General features: G+C 38.2%; 23 protein-coding genes, 1 tRNA gene and 1 other annotated feature. Of the genes, 23 read left to right on the top strand and 1 reads right to left on the bottom strand.

The annotated features are described in order from the left end of the window. The first annotated feature begins 10 nt into the window (after window positions 1–10). From OK414_RS24705 to ssuD, 10 genes are all read left to right on the top strand, one after another. Window positions 11–460, top strand: coding sequence for an acyl-CoA thioesterase (locus tag OK414_RS24705; RefSeq protein ID WP_034648717.1), 450 nt, complete (start codon window positions 11–13; stop codon window positions 458–460). 174 nt (window positions 461–634) lie between these two features. Beyond that, complete coding sequence (gene gerE, locus OK414_RS24700) at window positions 635–859, top strand: spore germination transcription factor GerE (RefSeq protein WP_013059396.1); 225 nt, start codon at window positions 635–637, stop codon at window positions 857–859. A 200-nt stretch (window positions 860–1,059) separates the two neighbouring features. After that, window positions 1,060–1,389 (top strand): hypothetical protein, encoded by a 330-nt coding sequence (locus OK414_RS24695; RefSeq protein WP_016765680.1) that lies wholly within the window; start codon window positions 1,060–1,062, stop codon window positions 1,387–1,389. 148 nt (window positions 1,390–1,537) lie between these two features. Continuing rightward, window positions 1,538–2,038, top strand: coding sequence for a cation:proton antiporter regulatory subunit (locus tag OK414_RS24690; RefSeq protein WP_013085158.1), 501 nt, complete (start codon window positions 1,538–1,540; stop codon window positions 2,036–2,038). Beyond that, window positions 2,039–3,250, top strand: coding sequence for a cation:proton antiporter (locus tag OK414_RS24685; RefSeq protein ID WP_263045122.1), 1,212 nt, complete (start codon window positions 2,039–2,041; stop codon window positions 3,248–3,250). A gap of 136 nt (window positions 3,251–3,386) precedes the next feature. Beyond that, window positions 3,387–4,184, top strand: a complete 798-nt coding sequence (locus tag OK414_RS24680; RefSeq protein WP_370531020.1) for an ABC transporter ATP-binding protein — start codon at window positions 3,387–3,389, stop codon at window positions 4,182–4,184. Between the two features lie 33 nt (window positions 4,185–4,217). Continuing rightward, window positions 4,218–5,204 (top strand): aliphatic sulfonate ABC transporter substrate-binding protein, encoded by a 987-nt coding sequence (locus OK414_RS24675; RefSeq protein WP_034648719.1) that lies wholly within the window; start codon window positions 4,218–4,220, stop codon window positions 5,202–5,204. A gap of 10 nt (window positions 5,205–5,214) precedes the next feature. Next, complete coding sequence (locus tag OK414_RS24670; RefSeq protein ID WP_045291123.1) at window positions 5,215–6,069, top strand: ABC transporter permease; 855 nt, start codon at window positions 5,215–5,217, stop codon at window positions 6,067–6,069. Window positions 6,070–6,138: 69 nt separating this feature from the next. Beyond that, window positions 6,139–6,693 carry an NADPH-dependent FMN reductase gene (gene ssuE / locus OK414_RS24665; protein WP_263045121.1) on the top strand — a complete coding sequence of 185 codons (555 nt, stop codon included), beginning with the start codon at window positions 6,139–6,141 and terminating at the stop codon, window positions 6,691–6,693. Next, complete coding sequence (ssuD, locus tag OK414_RS24660) at window positions 6,690–7,814, top strand: FMNH2-dependent alkanesulfonate monooxygenase (protein ID WP_263045120.1); 1,125 nt, start codon at window positions 6,690–6,692, stop codon at window positions 7,812–7,814. Before ssuE ends, ssuD begins: the two co-directional genes overlap by 4 nt. 66 nt (window positions 7,815–7,880) lie before the next feature. Here ssuD and OK414_RS24655 read toward each other — a convergent pair whose 3' ends face one another. Continuing rightward, window positions 7,881–8,087 carry a hypothetical protein gene (locus tag OK414_RS24655; RefSeq protein WP_013059387.1) on the bottom strand — a complete coding sequence of 69 codons (207 nt, stop codon included), beginning with the start codon at window positions 8,085–8,087 and terminating at the stop codon, window positions 7,881–7,883. A 240-nt stretch (window positions 8,088–8,327) separates the two neighbouring features. Between OK414_RS24655 and OK414_RS24650 the strand changes: the two genes are divergently transcribed. The 13 genes from OK414_RS24650 (at window position 8,328) to ilvN (ending at window position 20,911) form a co-directional block, all read left to right on the top strand. After that, window positions 8,328–10,346 carry a penicillin-binding transpeptidase domain-containing protein gene (locus OK414_RS24650; protein WP_263045119.1) on the top strand — a complete coding sequence of 673 codons (2,019 nt, stop codon included), beginning with the start codon at window positions 8,328–8,330 and terminating at the stop codon, window positions 10,344–10,346. 442 nt (window positions 10,347–10,788) lie between these two features. Further along, window positions 10,789–11,421, top strand: coding sequence for a DUF47 domain-containing protein (locus OK414_RS24645; protein ID WP_029711160.1), 633 nt, complete (start codon window positions 10,789–10,791; stop codon window positions 11,419–11,421). Window positions 11,422–11,436: 15 nt separating this feature from the next. Further along, window positions 11,437–12,435 (top strand): inorganic phosphate transporter, encoded by a 999-nt coding sequence (locus tag OK414_RS24640; RefSeq protein ID WP_013085148.1) that lies wholly within the window; start codon window positions 11,437–11,439, stop codon window positions 12,433–12,435. Between the two features lie 113 nt (window positions 12,436–12,548). Beyond that, the gene (locus OK414_RS24635) at window positions 12,549–13,163 is read left to right on the top strand and encodes a PH domain-containing protein (protein WP_013085147.1); all 615 of its coding nucleotides are present in this window, start codon (window positions 12,549–12,551) and stop codon (window positions 13,161–13,163) included. Between the two features lie 211 nt (window positions 13,164–13,374). Then, window positions 13,375–13,818: a MarR family winged helix-turn-helix transcriptional regulator gene (locus OK414_RS24630; protein ID WP_013059382.1), complete on the top strand. Its 444-nt coding sequence runs from the start codon at window positions 13,375–13,377 to the stop codon at window positions 13,816–13,818. A 10-nt stretch (window positions 13,819–13,828) separates the two neighbouring features. Continuing rightward, window positions 13,829–14,623, top strand: a complete 795-nt coding sequence (gene racE, locus OK414_RS24625) for a glutamate racemase (protein WP_013085145.1) — start codon at window positions 13,829–13,831, stop codon at window positions 14,621–14,623. Between the two features lie 113 nt (window positions 14,624–14,736). Continuing rightward, complete coding sequence (locus OK414_RS24620) at window positions 14,737–15,822, top strand: GerMN domain-containing protein (RefSeq protein WP_013059380.1); 1,086 nt, start codon at window positions 14,737–14,739, stop codon at window positions 15,820–15,822. A gap of 134 nt (window positions 15,823–15,956) precedes the next feature. Then, complete coding sequence (gene rph, locus OK414_RS24615; RefSeq protein WP_013085143.1) at window positions 15,957–16,703, top strand: ribonuclease PH; 747 nt, start codon at window positions 15,957–15,959, stop codon at window positions 16,701–16,703. A 9-nt stretch (window positions 16,704–16,712) separates the two neighbouring features. Next, complete coding sequence (locus tag OK414_RS24610) at window positions 16,713–17,306, top strand: XTP/dITP diphosphatase (protein ID WP_013085142.1); 594 nt, start codon at window positions 16,713–16,715, stop codon at window positions 17,304–17,306. A 15-nt stretch (window positions 17,307–17,321) separates the two neighbouring features. Beyond that, complete coding sequence (locus OK414_RS24605; protein ID WP_013059377.1) at window positions 17,322–17,834, top strand: metallophosphoesterase; 513 nt, start codon at window positions 17,322–17,324, stop codon at window positions 17,832–17,834. A 125-nt stretch (window positions 17,835–17,959) separates the two neighbouring features. Beyond that, window positions 17,960–18,033, top strand: a tRNA-Arg gene (locus tag OK414_RS24600). Window positions 18,034–18,352: 319 nt separating this feature from the next. Further along, window positions 18,353–18,606: a binding site (T-box leader), on the top strand. Window positions 18,607–18,674: 68 nt separating this feature from the next. Next, window positions 18,675–20,402 (top strand): acetolactate synthase large subunit, encoded by a 1,728-nt coding sequence (gene ilvB / locus OK414_RS24595; protein WP_211186082.1) that lies wholly within the window; start codon window positions 18,675–18,677, stop codon window positions 20,400–20,402. Further along, the gene (gene ilvN, locus OK414_RS24590; RefSeq protein ID WP_013059375.1) at window positions 20,399–20,911 is read left to right on the top strand and encodes an acetolactate synthase small subunit; all 513 of its coding nucleotides are present in this window, start codon (window positions 20,399–20,401) and stop codon (window positions 20,909–20,911) included. Before ilvB ends, ilvN begins: the two co-directional genes overlap by 4 nt. The last annotated feature ends 29 nt before the right edge of the window (window positions 20,912–20,940 follow it).

Here is a 20,940-nt window from a genome sequence, read left to right as displayed (position 1 = left end):
GGAAATACAGATGAATAATATTTCGTATATTGAAGACATGGATCATTGGAAAGAGTCATTTTCGTTTAAGCAGGAGATCAAGGTAAGATTTTCGGAAACAGATATGTTTGGGCATTTAAATAATACGGTCCCTTTTGTGTATTTTGAACAAATACGTACTGAATTCTTTCACCATATTGGCTTTATGCAAAAGTGGACGAGTGAGCATGAGGGAACGATACCGGTGGTGGCTGATTTGCAGTGCGATTATGTCAAACAAGTTTATTTTGGCAACGCGCTATCTGTTTTTGTAAAAGCTCATAGAATTGGACGTTCGTCGGTTGATTTACACTATATGATTCAAAATGAGCAAAAAGAGGTTGTACTCACCGGGAGAGGAACAATGGTGCAAATTTCTAAAAAAACAGGAAAAAGCGTCCCTTGGAATGAAGAGATGAAAAGGTGTTTATCAAATATATGAAAATGGCTTGAAGGCTCTTTCTTCAGGCTTTTTTTCTTTTTTAAAAGTGAAAAAGAGTTTTTTGCATATTTTTTCTAAAACTAGTAACCGCGTAGGCATACCGCACATAAGATATGTTGACTAAATTTACACCCATCCGATAGTTCAACTCAGGATCAGGCAAGGAGGGTTACATTGAAAGAAAAAGAGTTTCAACCTAAACCGCTACTTACAAAGCGTGAACGAGAAGTATTCGAGCTTTTAGTACAGGACAAAACAACAAAAGAAATCGCGAGTGAACTATTCATTAGCGAAAAAACAGTTCGAAATCATATTTCTAATGCGATGCAAAAGCTTGGAGTCAAGGGGCGTTCTCAAGCAGTCGTAGAACTCCTTCGAATGGGAGAACTTGAACTATAACATGAGCTGGCTTTCTTCTTAGAAAGCCAGCTTTTTGTATATTTTTTTCAGTGTCGCATACATATCTAAAAAGAATAACGTTAAGAAAAAATTATAAAAAAGGTAAATCTTTATAAAAAAAACTTATTGCTTGAAATTGAATTTCAGAGTACGTATACTTTTAAGTGAGGAGATACTAGTTCAGAAGAAAGAGAGGTGAGATGATGAAAAATATATGGATGAGCTTATTGTTATGCATGATATTCTGTTTGCCTTTTGCGAGTTTGCCAGATAAATTTATTGATAACGACTTTGAAAAAGTGAAGGTCACAAAAAGTTCGGTTCAGCATTACACGGATATCGTGCACATGTCTCCAGGAGCTAAGCACAGCGTTAAACAAATAGGATCTCTCATACAAAGTGTGATAGTAACTTTTGCTTTAGTATGGGTGAGTGCCAAACTCATCATTCCGACGCATCAAATTGCGTATTTTATCCTCAAGAAAACACTTTTTTATCCAAAAATCTTTCAATCAAGTTACCTCAATTAAATAAAAAAGGTTGAAATTTCAACAGCCTTTTCTTCAAACCTAAAATTACCAACTATTCTTAGGCTTATTTGCTATGCGGATTTTCTAGGCAAATAACGCGGCAAAATTAAAAAATTCTTTTTAAAAACTTTATAGGAGTGATCATTCAATGATGATTAAAGAAACGGAATTGCCAGGAATCGGCCGTAAATTTGAAATTGAGACAAGCGGAGGAAACCGCGTAGTTGTTATCATTCATGATGATGGACGACGTGAAATCTATCACTTCGATCAAAAAGATTTAGAAGAAAGCATTTTTGATATTACGTTAACAGATACGGAATCAAGACAGCTAGCTGCAATTTTAGGCGGCATGATTTACAAGCCAAAAGCAATGGAAACCATTGAAGTGGCATTCAATGACTTAGTTATTGAATGGTACAAAGTTGAAAAACAAGCGAAAGCTCACAGTAAAACAATTGGTGAAATTGACGTTCGCAGCAACTATGATGTCACTATCATCGCCGTCATTAAAAACACGCAAAAAAAATTATCAACTCCAGGACCAGATACGTTAATTGAAGAAGGAGATACGCTTGTTATCTCTGGAGAACGAGGAAATTTAAAAACGCTCATTAAAGAATTGCTTTCACAAGGAGGTAGTTCATAATTGGATCATTTAGTATTTGAAGTTGGGACAGCTTTGTTACTAGTGGCTTTAGCGGCTATACTAGCACATAAATTTAAATTTACGATTATTCCATTCCTCATTCTGCTGGGCATGGCGGTCGGTCCCCATGCTCCTGAGTTTGGCTCATTCAGTTTAAAGTTTATTGAAAGCCAAGAGATTATTGAATTCATGGGGAGAATTGGAGTTCTCTTTTTACTCTTTTATTTAGGATTAGAATTTTCAGTTGGAAAGCTAATTAAATCAGGCAGGTCCATAGCAGCGGGAGGATCTATTTATATTTTAATTAACTTCACTTTAGGATTATTGTATGGATACCTGACAGGAAATCCTCTTCTTGAAGTGCTGATTATCGCTGGAATTATTACGATTTCGTCCAGCGCAATTGTCGCAAAAGTATTGGTTGATTTAAAACGAACAGCGAATCCAGAAACGGAACTGATATTAGGGATCATCATGTTTGAAGATATTTTCTTAGCCGTTTATCTTTCTGTCGTTTCAGGGTTGGTGCTTGGAGACCACGGATCGCTTGCTGGATCTTTAACATCTATTTTAATTGCGTTTGGCTATATGATGCTGTTCTTTATCATTGCTCGAAAAGCCACGCCGCTACTAAATAAACTTTTAAATATTTCATCAAACGAAATCTTTATAATCGTCGTTTTTGCGGTATTGTTTTTTGTGGCAGGCTTCTCTGAAACAATTCACGTGGCAGAAGCAATTGGTGCGTTATTGCTTGGACTTGTATTTTCTGAAACGGAACATCGCGATCGGATTGAACATCTTGTCGTACCGTTTCGTGATTTCTTTGGAGCTATCTTTTTCTTCAGCTTCGGGTTAAGTATTGATCCTCTTACGCTGTGGGATGCAGGATGGCTTGCGCTTGGCGCAGTTGCGCTTACGATCATTGGTAACTTTACAGCCGGTATGATTTCAGGAAGAAAAAGCGGGCTGTCACACAAGGCCTCTACCAACATTGGGTTAACAATCATGTCACGAGGCGAGTTTTCGATCATTATGGCTAACATTGGAATTGAAGGAGGATTATCCGCAATTCTTCAGCCATTCGCCGCGCTTTATGTATTGATTTTAGCTATTATTGGCCCTTTGTTAACGAAGGAGTCTAAGCATATATACGGATTTTTAAACTCAGTATTTAAATGGAAAAAGCCAAATCCTCAAGAATCAAAGTGATAAAATATATAAAACACAGTTGACAAATCGGATTAATATGATAAAATTCAAAATAATCCAATAACAAATCAGTTAACTATAGCAACGGGCTGATCGGTCAACCGAAAGCTCCTACCTTTTTTAGGTAGGAGCTTTTATGTTTTTAGGTGAAATAGCTTTTGATTTAAAAATTCAAGAAGGAGGAATTGCTGTGAGTGTCATGATTCAATCGGTTAACCGCTCATTTCAAAAAGGAGAACAAGTAACTCAAGCATTGCGAAATGTAAATCTTACGATTAATAAAGGTGAATTTATTACCATCATTGGTCCGAGCGGATGCGGAAAAAGTACGCTGCTTAAAATGATTGCTGGACTTGATATAGATTATGAAGGGCGCATTGAAATCAACGGGAAGCACATAGCTGGACCTAGCATTAAACAAGGAATGATCTTTCAAGAACACCGCTTGTTCCCATGGCTTAATGTGGAGCAAAATATAGCGGCTGACTTATCTTTGAAAGATTCGAATGTTCGGCGCCGCGTAGATGAGCTAATTGATGTTGTCAGGCTGAAAGGATTTGAAAAAGCTTATCCTCGAGAACTATCTGGGGGGATGGCTCAACGAGTTGCTATTGCGCGTGCTCTTTTAAGAAATCCAGAGGTTTTATTGTTAGATGAACCGTTTGGCGCGTTAGATGCTTTCACTCGCACTCATTTGCAAGATGTGCTGCTAGACATATGGAAAAAAGAAAAAACAACCATGATTTTTGTTACCCACGATTTAGATGAATCCATTTACTTGGGAACTAAAATTGTGATTATGAGTGCCAGACCAGGGGAAATTAGCCGGGGCGTTCCAGTAGAAATTAGTCATCCGCGAAAAAAGACAGAACTACCTTTTCAGCAGCTAAGGCAGCAAGTGCTGAAAGAATTTGAAGAAGCAGGAGAACATTAAAGGTTCAATAAGACAGAGAAGGAGACAGAACAGATGAAAAAGCTACTTTTAACTGCAGCTATTGTACTTGTTCTCGCATTGGCTGGGTGCGGGACGAAAGAAAAAGCGAGCGGAGAAGGTTCAAAAAACGTTACAGTCAATATTGGTATCCAACAAAGCTTAGGCCCTTTAATGCTGGCACAAAACCAAAAATGGTTTGAAAAAGAATTTAAAAAAATAGGTGTAAATGTTAAATGGACAGAGTTTCAAAGCGGACCTCCGCAATTTGAAGGTTTAGCATCTGGACATTTGGATTTCGGCCAAGTTGGAAATTCACCGGTTATTTCTGGTCAAGGCGCAGACATTCCATTTTTAGAAATTGCTAATTCGAGCGATGGATTAAAAGGAAATGCTATTTTAGTAGGAAAAAATAGCAAGATTAAAAGCATAAAAGATTTAAAAGGTAAAAAGATTGCGGTCGCGAAAGGAAGCAGCGGTTTTAATTTATTGTATAGAGCTCTTGACCAAAATGGTTTGAAGCCAAGTGATGTAAAGATCATTCAGCTTCAGCCAGACGAAGCTCAGCCAGCATTTGAAAATGGGTCAGTTGATGCATGGTCAATTTGGGAACCGTTTATCTCACTGCAAAACTTAAAAAATGATGCTCGTATTTTAGCAGACGGCGATTCGTTAAAGGTTGCTTCACCAGGTTTTACTATTGTAAGAGAAGGCTTTGCAAAAGATCATCCAGAGTTAGTCGTTAAGTTTTTACAAGTTTATCAAAAAGCACTTGAATGGCAAAATGAACATTTTGAAGAATCTGTGGATATTTTAGCAAAACAAAAAAATCTAGATAAAGACGTAGTAAGACAAGTGTTGAAAAATAATCCTGCCTATAATCGCCCAACCTCTAAAGAAATTATTGCAGAACAACAGCGAACAGCTGATTTTCAACAATCTTTAGGCGTTATTAAAAAGAAAATTGATACGGGAGATGTCGTTGATAATTCATTTATTGAAAAAGCATTAAAAGAAAAATGAGGTGATGAAAATGAGTAAAACATCTGTGGTTTCAGGACATGTCCAGTCTTCAGCAGCTCACTTGCAAAAAGTGAAAAAAAGAAAGGAAGAAGCGAAAAATAAGCAAGGGATTTTCCTTCGTTCTCTTATCGTGCCAATTTTGCTTATTGTCGTGTGGCAAATCATTGGTTCTGCGGGCTATGTATCCAAAACTGTTCTTCCTACACCTGTTGATATTGTACGTTCTTTTAAACAGCTCATCGTATCGGGAGAACTCGGAGCTAACCTTCAAATCAGTATTTTGCGTGCTGCCATAGGTTTTGCCGTTGGAGCTGGTCTAGGTTTACTATTTGGTGTTGTTGTCGGTTTCTCAAAGAAAACGGAGCACTATATGGATCCATCCATTCAAATGCTTAGAACTGTTCCTCACCTTGCCTTGGCGCCTTTATTTATCTTATGGTTTGGCTTTGGAGAAATCTCAAAGATATTGTTAATAGCAAACGGTGCGTTTTTTCCAATCTATGTTAATACGTATTTAGGCATTCGCGGCGTTGATTCGAAATTATTTGATGTTGCGCGTGTTCTGCAATTTAGTAAATGGAAACAAATCACGAAACTCATTTTACCAGCCGCTCTTCCTAATATTTTACTTGGTGTCCGATTGTCTTTAGGTATTGCATGGCTCGGACTAGTAGTCGCTGAATTAATGGGAGCAAGTGAAGGTGTAGGATATATGATTATGGATGCTAGGCAGTTTTCTCAAACGGACGTAGTTTTTGTGGGAATTATCATTTTTGCTGTTGTAGGCAAATTAACCGATTCATTTGTCAGAGTATTAGAAAAGCGTCTTCTTAAATGGAGAGACAGCTACGCAGGTGAAAAATAAAATAAGGATGTATATAGCTATTAATACTTGTAAATCTATCAGTTTTGTAAGTTAAAAGGAGAGATGATAATGAGCCAGTTTACAATTATTACAGGAAGCCCTTCAAAACAATCAAGGTCAGCTGCTTTAAGTGAGTATATTGCAGCATATCTACAAAATGAAAAATATGAAGTGAAAACCGTACATGTCCGCGATCTACCGGCTGAAGACTTACTATATGCTAACTTTTCTAGCCCTGCGATTCAAGAAGCTCAAAAGAAAGTGTCAGATGCTGATGCCGTTATTATTGTCAGCCCAATCTATAAAGCCAGCTACACAGGAATCTTAAAAACATTTTTAGATTTAATACCTGAAAAAGGTTTGCACAATAAAACCGTGCTACCGATAGCTACAGGGGGAACCATTGCTCATCTGCTAGCTCTTGATTATGTATTTAAGCCGACCTTATCCGTTTTAGGCGCTACTGCTCTTATTCATGGAGTTTATATTGTTGATTCTGAGGTGGCCTATACGAAAGAAAATGAAATTGAGTTTATTGCGGAAGAAGCAGAAACTAGAATTAAACGTTCATTAAAAGAGCTGGAATATCATCTAGAACAAACGAAAAGGAGTGTTGAATCATGAAAATGTTATGGTTTATTCCTTCCCATGGAGATGGAAGATATTTAGGGACAAATCGAGGAGGTCGTTCAGCAGACTATTCATATTTTCGGCAAGTTGCTCAAGCAGCAGACCGGTTAGGATTTGAAGGAGTTCTGATTCCAACGGGGAAATCATGCGAAGACCCGTGGCTATTGGCTGCTTCACTTATACCTGAAACAGAGCGTTTGAAATTTTTAGTAGCTGTACGTCCCGGCATTATGGCTCCTTCTGTGGCAGCGCGCATGACGTCAACTCTTGATCGAATTTCAAACGGTCGTTTATTAGTCAACGTAGTAGCGGGAGGAGATCCAGCTGAATTAGCCGGAGACGGCCTTTTCTTATCACATGATGAACGTTATGAAGCTGCGGATGAATTTTTAGATGTGTGGAAAGGGTTATTGGTTGGAGATACAGTTAATTATGAAGGAAAACATATTCATGTAGAGAACAGTGAGCTGTTATATCCACCTGTTCAAAAACCTTCTCCACCTATTTATTTTGGCGGATCTTCACCCGCAGGACAAAAAGTGGCAGCAAAACATTCTGACGTGTATTTAACATGGGGGGAGCCTCCTGAACAAGTAAGAGAAAAAATAACGGCTGTGAGAAAGCAAGCAGAAGCAGAAGGCAGAACCGTTAAGTTTGGGATTCGTTTGCATATTATTGTACGCGAAACGGAAGAAGAAGCCTGGCAAGCAGCCGATCGATTAATTCAGCATTTGGACGACGACACGATTCAAGCTGCACAGCGTACTTTTGCAAGGTACGACTCAGTTGGGCAGCAGCGAATGGCGAGCCTTCATAGAGGAACCCGAGAGGAACTTACGATTAGCCCTAACTTATGGGCAGGTGTAGGGCTTGTCCGGGGAGGTGCAGGAACTGCACTAGTAGGCAGTGCTGAAAATATAGCGAAACGAATAAAAGAGTATGAAGCTTTAGGAATTGAATCTTTTATTTTATCAGGCTATCCGCATTTAGAAGAAGCTTATCACGTAGGGGAGTTATTGTTCCCGCTTTTAAATATTGATGAGGGTGAAGGAAAGAGTGGAAGCATCGGAGAGATTATTGCAAACGATAGGTTTCCAAAAGCTTCAACGTCGTAAAAGAAGAACCGGTGAAAAATTCACCGGTTCTTCTTTTACATTCATCTCAGCCGAGAGACGAGTCTGTTAAATTGTTGGTTTTGGTTTTTCAGGTGCAGCTTGTTTATCTTTTCGACTTTCTTGAATATATACTTTAAAGAGAAAAATATTTAAACAGCCCAGTGTGAGGAATAACGGTGCAAAATAATATTCTTGAGACATAAGTAGGACGAAAACGCTTCCAAAACAGAACAGAGAACTAAACATAAAGTAAAACTGTAAGAATCTTCTCATTTTAGTCGCCTCCTATTCTTTTTCTTCTTACAATTATTATATCAAATACTTTCCAAAAAAGACACAAAATATTCACAAAATGTTCAATTTTTTTCTTATTTACCTATTGATTTTTTTGTCGATATGTAAATTTAGTGGGTTGTAATACCAATTAATTCCTGATTGTAACTTTCCGATGGAAAGTTTATGTAAAATTTTATATGATAGAGAAATGGTATTGAAAAAAGGGGGAAAATCATCATGAGACGAATTGGGTGGCTATTTTTTACTATGGCAATTCTCTTATTAATAACTGCCGGTTGCTCAAATGATCAACAGAAAGCACAGGAACGATTTGATAAATATGTAGCCATGTGGAATAAAGAAGATTTTAAAGGCATGTATGGATACTTGTCTAAAGATGCTAAAAAGACGATTTCAGAAAAAGATTTTGTAAATCGATATAAAAATATCTATGATGCAATTGAAGCGGACAAGCTTAAAGTGAAGGCAAGTAAAATAGAAGACTTAGAAATAAAAGACTATAAAGCTGTTTTACCTTTTGAAGTAAACATGAACTCTGTAGCCGGTGAAATCTCATTTAAAGAAAATGCTGCTGTGGTTCAAGAAAAACAAGGGGATACAGAGAATTGGTATATTAATTGGAAGCCTAATATGATTTTTAAAGGACTTAAGCAAGGAGAGCAAGTAAGAGTAGCTACTCAGTCAGCTGTGCGTGGAGAAATTATGGATCGTTCAGGGAAATATTTAGCTCAAAACGGAGAAGCGATTCAAGTTGGAGTTGTTCCACAGCAGTTTTCTAAAGGCGGCGAGCAAGCTATACAACAATTAAGCAAGACTCTTGCTCTTTCAGAAAAAAGTATTAATCAAGCACTGAGCGCTTCTTGGGTGAAAAAGAATCAATTTGTTCCTATTAAAACAGTTAGTCAAAAAGACGCCTCTAATTTAGAGAATTCTTTGAAAAAAGTAGAAGGCATTCAACAAAAAAAGGTAAATGCGCGCGTATATCCTTGTGAAGAAGCGTGTGCCCATTTAGTTGGATACGTTGCGCCTGTCACAGCGGAATATTTAAAAGAGCATAAAGATGAAGGCTATAATGCTCAGTCTAAAGCTGGAATGATTGGCTTAGAGTCTTTATATGAAGATAAGCTTCGTGCTCGAGACGGCGTCATGATTTATACTGTAGATAAAGATGGTAATAAAAAGAATGAAATTGCAAAAGTGAATCCAAAAGACGGGGAAAGCATTCAAGTTACGGTAGACACGAATGTGCAAAAATCCCTTTATGAACAGTTAAAAGATGAAAAAGGAGTAGCTACTGCTCTTCAACCTAAAACGGGAGAAATATTAGGTCTTGTAAGCACGCCAGCTTTTGATCCGAATTCTTTTTCTTTTGGAATCGATGCTAATACGTACCAATCCCTTTCAACGAATCCCGATAAGCCGTTAATGAATCGCTTTACCAAAACGTATTCTCCGGGATCTACATTTAAGTTAGTCACGGGAGCTTTAGCGGTTGATGAAGGTGTGGTAAATCCAAACGAAAGTATATCAATCAGCGGGAAGAAATGGCAAAAAGATAAAAGCTGGGGGAATTTCTACGTAACACGAGTGGGAAGCAAGCCGAATGTTAATTTACGTGATGCTTATGTTACATCTGATAATATTTATTTTGCGCAGACTGCTTTGAAGCTAGGTTTAGACAAATTTAACAGTGGTTTAAAACAGTTTGGGTTCAATCAAAAAATGCCTGTTAATTACCCTTTTGAAACGTCTAAAATTGCAGGTGATCAAGATATTAAAGATGAGGGAGTATTAGCAAACTCTGGCTATGGCCAGGGGAAGCTGCAAGTGAATCCTCTCCACTTAGCATTGATGTATACATCGATTGTAAACGATGGAAACATAGTAAAGCCTATTCTTATGAACGGTGATGAGAGTGGGATATGGAAAAAACAAGTAATATCTAAAGAAACGGCGCAATTAATTCAAAATGATTTAGTTGATGTCATTGAAGATAAAAACGGTACGGGTCATGCTGCAAAGATAGATGGGTTAACCCTGGCTGGAAAAACTGGAACGGCAGAGCTAAAGAAAACTCAAGGTGAAAAAGGACAGGAAAACGGATGGTTTGTAGCTGTGGACACAAAACAGAAAAACTTACTCGTTTCAATGATGGTTGAAGGGGTAGAAGATAAAGGCGGAAGTCATTACGTCGTGCCGAAAGTAAAAAATGTATTTCAGCAATATAATAAGTAAATAATAAAAGCCAGTTCTAAAAGAGCTGGCTTTTATTATTTACACAAGGGGAGTAATGTTAAGTTTTTGTAAATCCCAGTTTTATACAAACTCTGAAAACCCTTATTTTAAAAGGAATCAACGTATTATTGTTAATGTATTGTAAATAAGCTTAAAAAAATGTGTTTGAAAAGTTATTGACAATTAACAATAATAGGAGTAATTTTTGACTTGGCGTAAAAAAATGAATCGCATAACCTATAGGTGAAAGAACCACTTTTTGGGACTTTTGCTCTGGTAAACGTTTGTTTTTTTAGAATTTTTTGATACACAAGAGAGGTGGTTTCTCTCGTTATAGTAATGAACAGCTAAGTTTTATCCATTACTTTAAATGAAAAAAGAAACTAGAACACATATAAAAAGATAGAGAGAAAAAACGAGTGGTAAAGTTTCGATAAATTGGATGGAGGATTGCAACGTGATCAAAAGAAAAAAAGACAAGTTTTCTGAAATGTTAATGGACATTGCCCAAAATATTAAGGACTCAGCGGAGTTTTTAGGCAGCTTTGAACTTCAAAATGTATCTGACCTAAAGGAATTTGCCAACGTTTTAAAAGCGTATGAATCAAAAGGTGATAAATACGTGCATACAGTGATTACTGAGTTGAACAAAGCATTTATTACTCCAATTGAGCGTGAAGATATTTTACAGCTAGCGATGAGCATGGATGATGTACTTGATGGCATCGACAGCTTTGCTGCTTTAATGGAAATTCATTCAATTACAACATTTGATGAATATGTAGCTGAATTTGTTAAGAATATTCAAGGCTGTGCTGAAGAAATTTTAATTACGATTAATTTGTTGTCTGAGAAAAAGCTTCTTCAAATTAGTGAGCATGCAATTAAAATTAAAGAGTATGAGTCACATTGTGATACATTATATCGTCGTGCACTAAAACAATTATTTGCAACATGTAAAGATCCAATTAAAGTTATTCAATATAAAGAAATTTATGAAACGCTAGAAGAAATTGCGGATTATTGTCAAACGGTTGCGAACAACTTAGAATCAGTTATTATGAAGAATGCGTAACGGGGCTATATTATAATGGATTCGATGCTAATATTAACCATTCTAATTGTAGTTGGTGCACTTGGTTTTGACTTTATCAACGGCTTTCACGATACAGCCAATGCCATTGCGACTTCTGTTTCAACTAAAGCTTTAAAACCGCGACATGCAATTCTTTTAGCCGCAACCATGAACTTTGTCGGTGCTATGACGTTTACGGGCGTAGCCAAAACGATTACAAAGGATATCGTTGATCCTTATACGCTTCAAAATGGTTCTGTCGTTATTTTAGCAGCATTAATTTCTGCTATTGCATGGAACTTAATCACATGGTATTTCGGTATCCCGAGTAGTTCTTCTCATGCAATTATTGGATCGATTGCAGGAGCAGCTATTGCAGCTGCTGGATTTGGTGCTTTAAATTACAAAGGTTTCATCAAAATCATTGAAGCCCTTCTAATTTCACCAGTTCTAGCCTTTGTAGTAGGTTATATTGTCTATACGATTATCAAACTAACGTTTAAAAACCATAACTTGACGAAAACGAATAAGCGTTTTCGACGCGTTCAAATCCTGACTGCAGCCCTACAATCTTACACACACGGTACGAATGATGCGCAAAAAGCAATGGGTATCATTACGCTAGCGCTTATTGCTAACAATATGCAAAGCGGTACTGATATTCAGTGGTGGGTACAGCTGGCTTGTGCGGTCGCAATGGGGCTTGGAACGTCAATTGGTGGATGGAAAATCATTAAAACCGTCGGCGGTAAAATTATGAAAATTCGTCCTGTTAATGGAGTAGCTGCGGACTTAACAGGTGCTGCCATTATCTTTGGAGCAACGTTTATTCATCTACCTGTCAGTACTACTCATGTTATTTCATCTTCTATCTTAGGTGTAGGTTCTGCTCACCGAGTGAAAGGTGTAAAATGGGGAACTGCACAGCGCATGGTGATTACATGGGTTATCACACTGCCAATTTCAGCTTCATTAGCTGCACTTATCTATATGATTTTAAATTTGTTCTTTTAATAAATGTGGAGCTTCTTGTAAAGAAGCTCCTTTTTTTATTTACATCCCCTCATTTGCACAGTACACTTAAAGCATGAAAATAACACAATCGTTTTTAAAAGGGAGATGGGGAAATGTTTGGAAAAGTAGCTGCTGATGTATTGGGGCTAAGTGATATTGGTTCTGTTATTAAGCCAGTTGATTATGACAAGGTAGATGCAGACGATTACGTTATGCATGAAGAACAAGAAAAAATTTATTTTCTGATCAAATCAAAGTCAGATGAATATTGCTTTACCAATAAAGCGCTCATTCACCTTGATGGAACAAGTGCTACAAGTAAAAAGCGAATGCTTCGCCGCTATAACTACAGCACAAATCACATTTCAAACGTGATGCTAGAAACGGCTGGAACTGTCGATTTAGATGTGGAAATTAAATTTAAAATTGGCTCGGAGACTTTTTCTATCGATGTACACAAAAAGCATATAGAAGAGGTAAAAGATTTATATAAAGCGCTGTTTAAAATGTCTGAAATAACGCGTGAAAATGAAATTGCGCTCGATTTTGCTAAACAAAGCATTCAGCTAGCTTCTTCTACACTAAGCAGTACAAGAAATACAAGTGGAAGTGTTGCTAGTGAATTTAAAGAAATTAACGAAGCTGCGTTTTCTTGGTTATTAGATAAAAAAACAGCCTACACAACAAAAGATTTCAGCTCAGTTTTCGAGCTGTATATCAATAATTAATAGAAACAGCTGCTCCTTTTATGGAGCAGCTGTTTTTTGATGCTGAATGAGAGTATGTAGACTTATGATGAACGTCGTAGAATCCTCATGTTAACCTTGAAAAATCACCGAAAAAAGAGCACAATATAAAATAGAAAAGAGAAACAGTAGAGACGGGTTTAACTGAAAGAAATAATAGAAAATAAGACTTATAGGTGGAAAGGATTACGGTATGACAGCAAAAAATAATGAGGATACAGTGGCAGAATTAGAAAAGTCACTTCGACATATTGCAGCGATTGTGAAGCAAAAAGGAAGAGAAATTTTAGAAGATTATACGATTACGCCACCTCAGTTTATTGCTTTGCAGTGGCTGTTTGAACGTGGAGATATGACGATTGGCGATTTATCAAATCGTATTTTTCTCGCTTGTAGTACAACGACAGATTTAGTAGATCGTATGGAAAAAAATAAGTTGGTGGTTCGGGTGAAAGATCCAAAAGACCGCCGCGTAGTGCGTATTCATTTGCTTCCTGAAGGAGCACGTGTTATCGAAGAAGTGATTGAAAAGCGACAAACGTATTTAAATGGCGTACTGGCAAACTTCTCCCCTAGTGAAACGGAAGTTTTACGAGTAACGTTACGAAAATTGCATGATGAAATGAAAGAAAAATGAGGCGATTGTTTTGAGTAGACCAATTGGTGTTATAGATTCAGGTGTGGGCGGATTAACGGTAGCAAAGGAAATTATGAGACAGCTTCCGAAAGAACAAATTATGTACATTGGAGATACAGCCCGCTGCCCATACGGTCCCCGTCCTAGTGAAGAAGTACGAGCTTTCACATGGGAAATGACTAATTATTTAATAGCTAAAGATATTAAAATGCTGGTTATTGCGTGTAATACGGCTACGGCAGTTGTGCTGGATGAAATTCAAGAACAGCTCGATATTCCCGTTATAGGCGTCATTGAACCAGGATCACGCGCTGCGCTTAAAGTAACTAAAAATCATAAAATAGGCGTAATCGGCACAAACGGAACCGTGAAAAGTCAAGCCTATACACATGCACTCCGCGCTCTTCATACGAGAGTGGAAGTGGAAAATTTAGCATGCCCTTTGTTTGTACCTCTTGTAGAGAGCGGTAATTATGAAGGACCGGAAGCACAGCGAATTGTAAAAGAAACATTAAAACCTTTTTATCATACAGATATGGATACCCTTATTTTAGGATGTACGCATTATCCGTTATTAAAGCCAGTTATTCAAGAAGCAATTGGGCCTAGAGTTCAGTTAATCAGTTCTGGCGAAGAAACGGCAATAGAGGTAAGTGCCATTCTTTCTTATAGCAATTTACTAGCTCCTAGAAACATGGAGCCTGAACACTACTTCTTTACAACAGGATCAACAGAACTGTTTCAATCTATTGCATCTAAATGGTTTGAGCACCCTGTATATAATGTTGAACATATCAAGCTTTAAAACCGTGCATATCATGCTCGGTTTTTTTTGCGGACAAAAACTTTTTTGAGCTGGTCTAAAATGCAAAAAAGCTCGTATACATAGTAGTACAAACAGTCTGAGGAGGGAAAGGAATGTCCAAAAAGACCCAATTTGTTCTCATATCCGCCGTGGTGACCACGTCTGTATTGTTATCCGGCTGTGGACTTTTCGGAGGGGATAACGCAGCAAAGGAAATTGATCCGCCAAAGGATGTCACCTATGTGAAAGATGAAAAATCATTAGCGACTGAAGCGAAAGTAACGGAAGCTAATAAAAAACAAAGTAAAGCCGCAGAAACATCTGCGCCTACCAAAAGAGAACTCTACTTAATTGATAAAAACGGGTACGTTGTTCCCCAGACGCTTGAAATTCCTAAATCAAAAGGTGTCGCTAAACAGTCTCTTGAATATTTAGTAGAGGGTGGACCGGTCACAAACTTATTGCCAAATAATTTCCGAGCGGTTCTTCCTGCTGATACAAGAGTTTTAGGGACAAAGCTGGAAAGTGACGGTACGATGGTAGCAGATTTTTCACCTGAATTTGCTGAGTATAAAAAAGAAGATGAACTCCGTATTCTGCAGGCCGTCACTTGGACGCTGACGCAGTTTGAAGGCGTAAATAAAGTTAAAATTCGCATTAACGGCTATGATAAAGATGAGATGCCTGTAAATCATACGCCAATCAGTAAAGGGTTGAGCAGAGCAGATGGCATTAACTTTGATAATACTGGAGTAGTTGACGTAACTCAAACGAAGCCAGTTACGATTTATTACTTAGCTCAAGAGGGCAAACAAACTTACTATGTTCCTGTCACAAAACGAATTGCTTCTGATGACAAAGATATGTACACTGCAATTGTGAACGAGCTTGTAGAAGGACCTGCGCCTGCATCAGGTTTAGTGACAGACTTTAATCCTGATGCAAAGCTCGTAGCAGCTCCAAAGTATGCGGACGGTGAGTTAACGCTGAACTTTAATAAAAACATCTTTGGGAATTTAAAAGGAACGGAAATTTCTCAGCATGTTCTCGACTCCTTAGTGTTATCTCTGACGGAACAAAAAGCCGTAGACAGCGTTGCCATTAAGGTGAATGGCAAAAAAACGCTAAAAGATGAAAAAGGGAAAAAATTAACGGAACCAGTTTCAAGACCTAAAAATGTGAACACAGGTAGTTTTTAAAAACAAATTTTTGTTATACTAGTAAAGGACTAAGTAGAAAGAGGTCTGCTGAAATAGCGACCTCTTTCCGCTGTTTTATAGTTAAAATGGAAGAGACTATTACATATAAATGAATGAATAGGAGGACATGCTTAATGCGTTTGGACGGTAGGGAATTTAATGAATTGAGATCTGTATCTCTTCATACTTCATACTTAAAGCATCCAGAAGGATCTGTATTAATCTCGGTGGGAGACACAAAGGTTATTTGTACAGCAAGCATAGACGACAGAGTGCCTCCTTTTATGCGTGGGCAAGGAAAAGGATGGATTACAGCTGAATATTCTATGCTGCCTCGAGCTACGGCACAAAGAAATATACGTGAATCATCAAAAGGTAAAGTCACAGGACGAACAATGGAAATTCAGCGTCTAATCGGACGAGCTCTTCGTTCTGTAGTCGATCTGGAAAAGGTCGGAGAAAAGACAATTTGGATTGATTGTGATGTTATTCAAGCAGATGGCGGCACAAGAACAGCATCGATTACAGGTGCTTTTGTGGCTATGGTTTTAGCGTTTGGAAAGCTGGTTGAAGAGAACAAGCTAACAGAAATTCCTATTCGTGACTACTTAGCTGCGACTTCAGTAGGTATTCATGGAGAAAATTCGATTTTAGATTTAAATTATGAAGAAGATTCGACAGCGGAAGTTGACATGAATATTGTGATGACAGGAAGCGGACAGTTTGTAGAATTACAGGGAACGGGAGAGGAATCGACGTTTTCGAGAGAACAGTTAAACCATCTTCTAGATTTAGGGGAAAAGGGTGTTTATCAATTGATTGAACAGCAAAAGGAAGTTCTTGATCACCTGGCTGCCTACATTCCGGTTAAAGAAAGGTAAGGGATTAACGTGCGTGAAATCATTATTGCAACTAAAAACGCAGGCAAAGTAAAAGATTTTGAAACACTTTTCTCACCGAAGGGATTTAAAGTAAAATCGCTTCTTGATTTTCCTGAGATTGAAGACGTGGAAGAAACGGGCGTTACATTTGCAGAGAATGCCACGCTAAAAGCAGAGGCCATTTCATCCGCATTAAATAAGCCGGTCATTGCCGATGATTCGGGGCTTGCTATTGATGCCTTAAACGGGGAGCCAGGCGTTTATTCCGCGCGTTATGCTGGTGAAAATAAAGATGATAATGCTAATATAGAGAAGGTACTTCAAAAATTAAATGACGTGCCGTTTGAAAAGCGCACGGCACGCTTTCATTGTGCTCTTGCTATTGCAGTGCCTGGAAAGAGAACCGAAATTGTAGAAGGCACGTGTGAAGGGCACATCTTGGAGGAAAAAAGAGGGGAAAACGGTTTTGGGTACGATCCCATTTTCTTTGTAGAAAAATGGAGATGCTCCATGGCAGAATTGACCAAAGAGCAAAAAAATCAGATTAGTCACCGAGCAAATGCGTTAAAAAGACTAGCACCGCTAATTGATGCGCAATTTTAGAAGGAGTGATGACGTGTGAAACTATTAATTGTAAGCGATAGCCACGGGTTACAAGAAGAGCTACTCACTATCAGAGAGAGACATGCTGATGTAGATAAGATGATCCATTGTGGGGACTCTGAGTTGCCGCAAGACAGCAAAGAAATGTCTGCATTTTTAGGCGTTCGAGGAAATTGTGACTACGATGCATCTTACGTTAATGATCGAGTAGAGTCGCTTGGAGAAGCTACGTGTCTGGTTACACACGGTCACTTATATAATGTTAAAATGTCTATGATGAATCTGCATTACAAAGCGAGAGAAGTTGGGGCAAACGTGGTTTGTTTTGGGCATTCTCACATAGCGGGAGCTGAGCTCATGGACGGAGTTTTATTTATCAATCCAGGAAGTATGTTACTTCCTCGTATGAGAAAAGAACGTACGTATGCTATACTAGTAATGGATGGTACAGAAGCTACCGTGCAGTTTTACGATATAAGCGGTAAACATATTCCTAGCATGCAGTTAACCTGTACACTTTCAGCATAATATAGCCAAATATAGGGAGAAGAGAAGGTTTTTTACCTCTCTTCTCATAAAATTTCAAAAAAACGTTGACTTTTAAATTATATTTGAATATAATAAGTATTGTCTTTGATACACTTTAACATTATGTCCCAGTAGCTCAGCAGGATAGAGCAACGGCCTTCTAAGCCGTCGGTCGGGAGTTCGAATCTCTCCTGGGACGTCCAAAAAAACGGTTTTTACTAAAAAGTAAAAACCGTTTTTTTTTATCTTAAAAGTGAATGTTTGTTCATTCGGTGTGTACAAATGAACGTTTCAGAAAAACTTTTTGAACTGCTGTAAACCCTTATTACATCAATAATGAAAACGCATTCAAATATTCTGTTTAGTCTAAATTGTCTAAAAAAATCTTGAAAAGTGGTTGACTATGCATAGAAATGGGCGTAAGATAGTCCTCAAATATAAGTTTTCTAAAAATTTTAATTAATTGTAATTAATTTAAAATATGATGTGTAAAGCATTGTTCAAAAAGCATATAGCGTTTTAAAACGTTGAAGAGGATAAGTAGTTTTGATGTTTAGGTATCAACAGAGAGTCGGGTTGCTGGAAGCCGACGTTACCAACTCAAAATGAACTCACCTCAGAGTGTCACCCTGAAATTCAGTAAGGGTGACCGAGTGTACTTCCAAAGCACTCGTTATCAAAAAGAATGTACAGTATACATTCATAAGGTAATCATTACGATTACAAACGAGGGTGGTACCGCGTAAAGTACAAAAGACTTTTCGCCCCTTGACCTATATCATTTGATAGGGTCTATTTAGGGGTGAGAAGTCTTTTTTCTTTTATCTAGAAAACGAAAGGATGAGAAAAGTGGGAGCCAATATGCAAACGAAAGAACCTGTAAGCACTGGGGCAAAAATGAATGGAGCTGACATGTTGATTGAATCTCTAAGAAGAGAAAATGTTGACGTCATCTTCGGTTACCCAGGGGGAGCCGTTTTACCGATTTACGATAAGCTATATGGTTCAGGAATGTTTCACGTACTTGCTCGTCACGAACAAGGTGGAATTCACGCAGCAGAAGGGTACGCAAGAATTTCAGGCAAACCCGGTGTAGTTATCGCAACAAGTGGTCCTGGTGCAACAAATATCGTAACAGGTTTGGCAGATGCGATGATTGACTCACTTCCTTTAGTTGTTTTTACTGGTCAAGTAGCTTCAAGTGTAATTGGTTCTGACGCGTTCCAAGAAGCAGATGTATTAGGGATCACAATGCCAATTACAAAACATAGCTATCAAGTACGCAATATCAGCGATATGCCAAGAATCATCAAAGAGGCATTTCATATTGCGACAACAGGAAGACCTGGTCCAGTCTTAATCGACATTCCAAAAGATATGGCACAGGGTGATGGAACATTTAATTACGAAGGAGAAATTGATTTACCTGGCTATCAGCCAACTTATTTTCCAAATCAGCTGCAGGTTAAAAAATTAACAGACGCAGTAGCAGCTGCAAAACAACCTGTTATCTTAGCAGGTGCGGGAGTGTTATTGAGTAAAGGTTCAGAAGAATTAAAAAATTATGCTGAGCGTCAAAATATTCCCGTTATTAATACGCTTTTAGGATTGGGCTGTTTTCCTGCAGATCATCCGCTTCATTTGGGAATGGCTGGCATGCACGGAACATACACAGCAAACATGGCAATTTATGAGAGTGACCTTCTCATTAGTATCGGTGCACGCTTTGATGACCGAGTAACAGGTAACTTAAAGCATTTTGCACCAAATGCAAAAATTGCTCACATTGACATCGACCCAGCGGAAATTGGAAAGAATGTTCCAACCAAGATTCCAATTGTTGGAGATGCAAAAGAAGTATTGAAGCAATTGCTTCTGCAAGAAGGAGAAGTTGGAGATTATACGAAATGGCATGAGAAATTAGCGGCGTGGAAGCAAGAATATCCATTATGGTATCAGAACTCAGCGGACGTGTTAAAACCACAAAAAGTAGTTGAGTTGCTTCACAAGTATACAAATGGAGATGCCGTGGTTACAACGGACGTTGGGCAACATCAAATGTGGGTAGCTCAATACTACACATTTAATAATCCAGATCGATGGGTAACTTCAGGTGGTCTTGGCACCATGGGCTTTGGATTACCTTCTGCAATCGGCGCTCAGCTAGCAAACAAAGATAAAACAGTTGTAGCAGTCGTTGGTGACGGTGGATTTCAAATGACGCTTCAAGAATTAGGAGTTATTAGAGAATTAAATTTACCTGTAAAAGTGGTTGTACTTAACAATCAGTCGCTTGGTATGGTTCGTCAGTGGCAGGAAATCTTCTATGAAGAACGCTACTCACACTCTTTAATTCCGAATCAGCCTAATTTAATGAAGCTTGCAGAAGCTTATGATATCAAAGGTTTACAAGCTTCTACTGAAGAAGAAGCGCATGCGGCTTTGAAAGAAGCAATGGAAACAGATGGACCTGTTCTACTAAATTTCTTTGTCGCACCTAAAGAAAACGTATATCCAATGGTTGCACCTGGAAAAGGATTACATGAAATGGTGGGGGTGAAACCATGAAGCGAATTATTACAGCAACTGTATTAAACCGTGCGGGCGTATTAAATCGCGTGACGGGGTTATTTACAAAAAGAAATTTCAATATTGAGAGTATTTCGGTAGGTCACACTGAATCTGAAGATGTATCACGCATGACGTTTGTTGTGAACGTAGAGCATGATAACGCTGCTGAACAAGTGATTAAGCAGTTAAATAAGCAGATTGACGTGTTGAAGGTTCAAGATATTACGGATCAAGCGGTGGTATCAAGAGAGCTTGCTTTAATGAAAGTAGCCTCTACCCCAGCGAGCCGTAACGAACTTTATGCAGTAATTGAACCTTTCCGTGCAACCATCATTGATGTAAGCCGCGACAGCTTAATTATTCAAGTAACAGGTGAATCCAGCAAGATTGAAGCGATGATTGATCTGCTTCAGCCTTATGGATTAAAAGAAGTAACGCGCACGGGCACAGTAGCTGTTCCGCGTGGTACGCAAAAAGCAGCGGCCAAACTTTCATCAATCATTTAATTCTAGCTAGTTACTAACCAAGTAAACTA

The sequence above is a fragment of the Priestia sp. JV24 genome, assembly GCF_025910025.1.
Classification (GTDB): domain Bacteria; phylum Bacillota; class Bacilli; order Bacillales; family Bacillaceae_H; genus Priestia; species Priestia megaterium.
This window is presented reverse-complemented; position numbering and strand designations above follow the sequence as displayed.